Below are 4,434 nucleotides of genomic sequence, written 5' to 3'. Positions count from 1 at the left end.
CCGGCGACAACACCGAGCTGACGGTGGAACTGATCACCCCGATCGCCATGGACACCGGCCTGCGCTTCGCCATCCGCGAAGGCGGCCGCACGGTCGGATCCGGCGTAGTGAGCAAGATCCTTAAGTAGGGCCGGACGCCCGGCCATGCCGCCGACGGGGGCGCCGTGCGCCTCAGCCTTGCTCCGCGGCGCCCTCGCTGCTAAACGACCCGGCTCCGACGATGAGCCGCGTGCGCCGTGGGGCCTGCCGCTTTCCGGCGCGTTGACTGATGGTCGGGGGCCGCGAATTTCCGAGGGGCCGTAGGAGTGTAGCTCAGCTGGTAGAGCATCGGTCTCCAAAACCGAGGGCCGGGGGTTCGAGTCCCTCCACTCCTGCCACCCTATATGTCTGAGAACCGGGGCGCGATGTCCGCAGCCCCAAAGCCGAGAGTACGAAGAACGCCGCATGGCCAGGAAACCGGGAACCAATCCCTCCGCGATCCGCAATCGCGCCGCCAAGACCGCCGCTGTGATGGCCTCGTCATCGGCTGGCGCGCTGGCGCCCGTGAAGAAGAGGGTCAACCTCGTCCAGTTCTTCCGCGAAGTCCGCGCCGAAGCGCGTAAGATCACCTGGACCACCCGCCGGGAGACCTGGATCACCTCGGTGATGGTCGCCATCATGGTCGTCGTGGCCGTCATATTCTTCTGGATCGTGGACGGGGGGATCAGCCTGGCGATCAACCAGATCCTCAAGCTCGCGGCCGGACGTTAGGTTAAAGACATGTCAGACGCCGCCGAAACCGCCGCCCCCTCCAACCCCCACCACAAGTGGTACATCGTCCACGCCTACTCGAACTTCGAGGGCAAGGTGAAGGAGTCGATCCTCGAGCAGGCCAGGACCCAAGGGCTCGCCGAGAACTTCTCCGAAGTGCTGGTCCCCACCGAGGCGGCCACCGAGATCCGCCGCGGCCGCAAGATCGAAGTGCAGCGCAAGTTCTTCCCGGGCTACGTGCTGGTGAAGATGGAGCTCACCGACGAAGCCTATCACCTGATCAAGAACATACCGAAGGTGACCGGCTTCCTGGGCTCCGGCTCCAAGCCCATGCCGGTCTCCGAGAAGGAAGTGGCCCGCATCATCGGCGCCATCGAAGAGGGTGTCGAGCGGCCCAAGCCGACCATCCAGTTCGAGATTGGCGAGCAGGTTCGCGTCACCGACGGCCCCTTCGCCAGCTTCAACGGGTCGGTGGAACAGGTCGACGAAGAACGCTCGCGCCTGCGCGTCACCGTGTCGATCTTCGGCCGCGCCACCCCCGTCGAACTCGAATACAGCCAGGTCGAAAAAACCAGCTGAGGCGTCCAGATGGACCGCCAAGAACGCCAAGGACGCCAAGAGCCGTCGGCGCTCGCCGACGCGACGGCCAAGCAGGTCATTGATGCGGGCCTCAAGGTCCACCGTGCGCTTGGACCTGGCCTCTTAGAGTCCGCCTACGAGGTATGCTTGGCTCACGAGCTCAGTCTTCGCGGGGTTAGCGTAAGCCGGCAAGTCCCACTGCCACTGCAATACGAGGGCCTCCGCTTGGAGGCCGGCTACCGGTTGGACCTCGTGGTCGCCGACTCGGTAATTGTCGAGGTGAAGGCAGTCGAATCTTTGTCGCGCCTCCATGAGGCGCAATTGATCACCTATCTCAAGCTTTCCGGCCTTCGCCTTGGTCTGCTGATGAACTTCAACGTGGCGCTATTCAAGGACGGAGTTCGGCGCCTCGTTGGCTAGGTCGCTTGGCGTCCTTGGCGTCTTGGCGGTTCAATCCTGACGCCAGAGCCAGCGCAGGGTGTCGGCGAAGACGGCGCCGGCGTGGCTGAGGCTGTGGCCGCCTTCGCCGAAGACGAATTTCACATCGTAGCCGGCGAACGCCAGGGAGGCGGCGACCTCCTTGTTGGCCGCGGGCCAGCTGCCGAACAGGATGTCGGCGTCAGCCGCCCCGCTCTGCATCCAGACGCGGATCGGCTTGCGGTCGGTCGAGCGGATCAGGAACGGATAGTTGTGCCCCCCGCGGATCGCCGTGAACGAGCCGCAGTGGCTGATCACCCGCCCGAACGCGTCGGGCCGTCGCCACGCCGCGGTGAAGGCGCAGATCCCGCCGGAGGAGATGCCGCAGACAGTGCGCCACGCCGGGTTGCTCGTCAGCGCGCACCCGATCTGCGCCTCCACGAACGGCAGCAGATCCTCCAGCAGAAAGCGGGCGTAGAGGTCGGTCAGGCTGTCGTATTCGAAGCTGCGCTGCTGCGGATTGTCCGGGTTTTTGCCTGGCATGACGAAGACGGCGACGGTGGGCGGCGCTTCGCCGGCGGCGATCAGGCTGTCCAGCACGGCGGCCGCGCGGACCGGCCCGTCGCGGTCCAGGTACCAGGACCCGTCGTTGAAGACGATCACCGCCGGCGGCGGCCCGGCCGGATCGAAACCGGGTGGCGTGTAGATCCGCACGTCCCGGGTTGTGCGGGGAAAGATCCTGGCTCCGGCCCAGTCGCGGTGCGAGACTACCTGTCCGCGCGGGACATCGCCGGCGGGCGAAGCTTCGGGGCAGGGGTGATATTGCCGGTCGCTGGGGACCGACAGCGCCTGCTGGATTTCCCGGTTGGCGCGACCGTTGACCACGCGGGTCGGATCGACGTCGCCCAGCGCGCGGTGCAGGCCCAGGGCCTCGTAGGTCTCGGTGTCCATCGTCGTCTCCGCTTACGTCCGCACCACAGCATTGCCCGGAATGCGGCAACCTGCTACTTGCGCCGGCTTCGTAGTTCGCGACGATTTCAAATCCGTGGGAGGGGCTGCCCGAACCACGGCCACATAGGCGGCTTTCGCGAGCCGCCGCATTGGAGACAGGCATGGCCAAGAAAATCTTGGGCTATATCAAGCTGCAGGTGCCCGCCGGCGCCGCTACCCCTTCGCCGCCCATCGGGCCGGCGCTGGGCCAGCGTGGCGTCAACATCATGGGCTTCTGCAAGGAATTCAACGCCCGCACCGAAAAGGAAGCCAAGGGAACGCCCCTGCCGACGGTGATCACCGTCTATCAGGACAAGAGCTTCACCTTCGTCACCAAGACCCCGCCGGCGACCTTCTTCATCAAGCAGGCGCTCAGTCTGAAGTCGGGCTCCAAGGAGCCGGGCCGCGCCAGCGCCGGCAAGATCACGCGCGCCCAGCTGCGCGACATCGCCACGAAGAAAATGAAGGACCTCAACGCCAACGACGTCGAGGCCGCCGCCAAGATCATCGAGGGCTCCGCGCGCTCGATGGGTCTGCAGATCGTGGAGGCCTAGCATCATGGCAAGCACCAAGCGCATCAAGGCCCGCACCGGCGACCGCTCCGTCGCTCACCCGGTTGAAGACGCCGTCAAACTGGTCAAGGCCAACGCCACGGCCAAGTTCGACGAAAGCGTCGAGATCGCCGTCAACCTGGGCGTCGACCCGCGCCACGCCGACCAGCAGGTCCGCGGCGTGGTCTCGCTGCCCTCCGGCACCGGGCGCGACGTCCGCGTCGCCGTGATCGCCAAGGACGCCAAGGCCGCCGAGGCCACCGCCGCGGGGGCCGACATCGTCGGCGCCGAGGATCTGGTCGAGCGCATCCAGGGTGGCTTCATGGAGTTCGACCGGGTCATTGCGACCCCCGACATGATGGCCCTCGTCGGCCGTCTGGGTAAGGTTCTGGGCCCGCGCGGCCTGATGCCGAACCCGCGCGTCGGCACGGTGACGCCCAACGTCGGCCAAGCGGTCAAGGACGCCAAGGGCGGCGCCATCGAATTCCGCACCGAAAAAACCGGCATCATCCACGCCGGCATCGGCAAGGCGAGCTTCACCGACGAGCAGCTGCTGGTCAATGTGCGAGCCCTGGTTGACGCGCTGAACAAGGCCCGGCCCTCCGGCGCCAAGGGGGTCTACATCAAGAAGATCAGCCTCTCCTCGACCATGGGCCCCGGCTTCAAGGTCGAAACGGGTTCGTTCCCGTCGGCCTAGTATCGGCTGACAGAGACCGACAGGATCAAGGGAGCCGCGGCGACGCGGCTCCCTTTGATTTGTGCGGGCTGGCCGCCGCCTTCGGAGCGCGCCGCCTACAGCCCGAGCACCGCCTTGGCGATGATGTTGCGCTGGATCTCGTTGGTCCCGGCGTAGATCGAGCCGGCCCGGTCGTTGAGGTATTTGGAAGCGACGGTGAGGCTGTGGTCGGGACCGACGTGGCCCTGGTCGGCCGGCGGCCGGTGGGCCGGGACCGGTACCCCCGGCAGGGTTGCGTGCGGCTGGGACGCCGCCCCATAAGCGCCGGACGCCGGCCTGAGGAAATTCGAGGACCCAATTCCCTAGAGTCCGGCCCATGAACCCCAAACACCTCTTCGACCTCTGCCGCAAAGCCGGAGTGCATTCGTCGCTGGCACTGGAGCCGAGCCATGTGCCGTCGTCGAACGTGGC

Annotated in this window: 7 protein-coding genes, 1 tRNA gene and 1 pseudogene; 7 read left to right on the top strand and 2 right to left on the bottom strand. The window is 66.4% G+C overall.

The genetic code is table 11. From position 1 onward, the window contains the following. From tuf to RMN86_RS11665, 5 genes and pseudogenes are all read left to right on the top strand, one after another. A pseudogene (gene tuf / locus RMN86_RS11685) lies at positions 1 to 128 on the top strand (elongation factor Tu); the annotation flags it as partial. Positions 129 to 301: 173 nt separating this feature from the next. After that, positions 302 to 377 (top strand) — tRNA-Trp (locus RMN86_RS11680). 67 nt (positions 378 to 444) lie between these two features. After that, positions 445 to 750 (top strand): preprotein translocase subunit SecE, encoded by a 306-nt coding sequence (gene secE / locus RMN86_RS11675; protein ID WP_309606014.1) that lies wholly within the window; start codon positions 445 to 447, stop codon positions 748 to 750. Positions 751 to 759: 9 nt separating this feature from the next. Next, positions 760 to 1,329, top strand: coding sequence for a transcription termination/antitermination protein NusG (gene nusG, locus RMN86_RS11670; protein ID WP_309606013.1), 570 nt, complete (start codon positions 760 to 762; stop codon positions 1,327 to 1,329). Between the two features lie 9 nt (positions 1,330 to 1,338). Continuing rightward, positions 1,339 to 1,749: a GxxExxY protein gene (locus tag RMN86_RS11665; RefSeq protein ID WP_309606012.1), complete on the top strand. Its 411-nt coding sequence runs from the start codon at positions 1,339 to 1,341 to the stop codon at positions 1,747 to 1,749. 30 nt (positions 1,750 to 1,779) lie between these two features. On the opposite strand, the gene RMN86_RS11660 is transcribed toward RMN86_RS11665, so the two are convergent. After that, positions 1,780 to 2,697, bottom strand: a complete 918-nt coding sequence (locus tag RMN86_RS11660) for an alpha/beta hydrolase-fold protein (protein WP_309606011.1) — start codon at positions 2,695 to 2,697, stop codon at positions 1,780 to 1,782. Between the two features lie 161 nt (positions 2,698 to 2,858). Between RMN86_RS11660 and rplK the strand changes: the two genes are divergently transcribed. Beyond that, positions 2,859 to 3,290 (top strand): 50S ribosomal protein L11, encoded by a 432-nt coding sequence (rplK, locus tag RMN86_RS11655; RefSeq protein WP_309606010.1) that lies wholly within the window; start codon positions 2,859 to 2,861, stop codon positions 3,288 to 3,290. Between the two features lie 4 nt (positions 3,291 to 3,294). Then, positions 3,295 to 3,984, top strand: coding sequence for a 50S ribosomal protein L1 (gene rplA, locus RMN86_RS11650; protein WP_309606009.1), 690 nt, complete (start codon positions 3,295 to 3,297; stop codon positions 3,982 to 3,984). A 95-nt stretch (positions 3,985 to 4,079) separates the two neighbouring features. Here the strand turns inward: rplA and RMN86_RS11645 are convergent, their stop codons facing one another. Then, entirely contained in the window at positions 4,080 to 4,253 is a 174-nt protein-coding gene (locus RMN86_RS11645) for an acyl-CoA dehydrogenase family protein (RefSeq protein ID WP_405041345.1), read from the bottom strand. Positions 4,254 to 4,434: the final 181 nt, after the last annotated feature.

Origin of the sequence: Phenylobacterium sp., assembly GCF_031360265.1 — a bacterium.
Classification (GTDB): Bacteria; Pseudomonadota; Alphaproteobacteria; order Caulobacterales; family Caulobacteraceae; genus Phenylobacterium.
Note: the sequence above shows the minus strand (reverse complement) of the source record. Positions and strands in the feature narration are given on the sequence as shown.

Bases quoted from the DNA above. Each gene is read 5' to 3' on its own strand.
- secE (WP_309606014.1), top strand. From the start codon at position 445: ATGGCCAGGAAACCGGGAACCAATCCCTCCGCGATCCGCAATCGCGCC.
- nusG (WP_309606013.1), top strand. From the start codon at position 760: ATGTCAGACGCCGCCGAAACCGCCGCCCCCTCCAACCCCCACCACAAG.
- RMN86_RS11665 (WP_309606012.1), top strand. From the start codon at position 1,339: ATGGACCGCCAAGAACGCCAAGGACGCCAAGAGCCGTCGGCGCTCGCC.
- RMN86_RS11660 (WP_309606011.1), bottom strand. From the start codon at position 2,697: ATGGACACCGAGACCTACGAGGCCCTGGGCCTGCACCGCGCGCTGGGC.
- rplK (WP_309606010.1), top strand. From the start codon at position 2,859: ATGGCCAAGAAAATCTTGGGCTATATCAAGCTGCAGGTGCCCGCCGGC.
- rplA (WP_309606009.1), top strand. From the start codon at position 3,295: ATGGCAAGCACCAAGCGCATCAAGGCCCGCACCGGCGACCGCTCCGTC.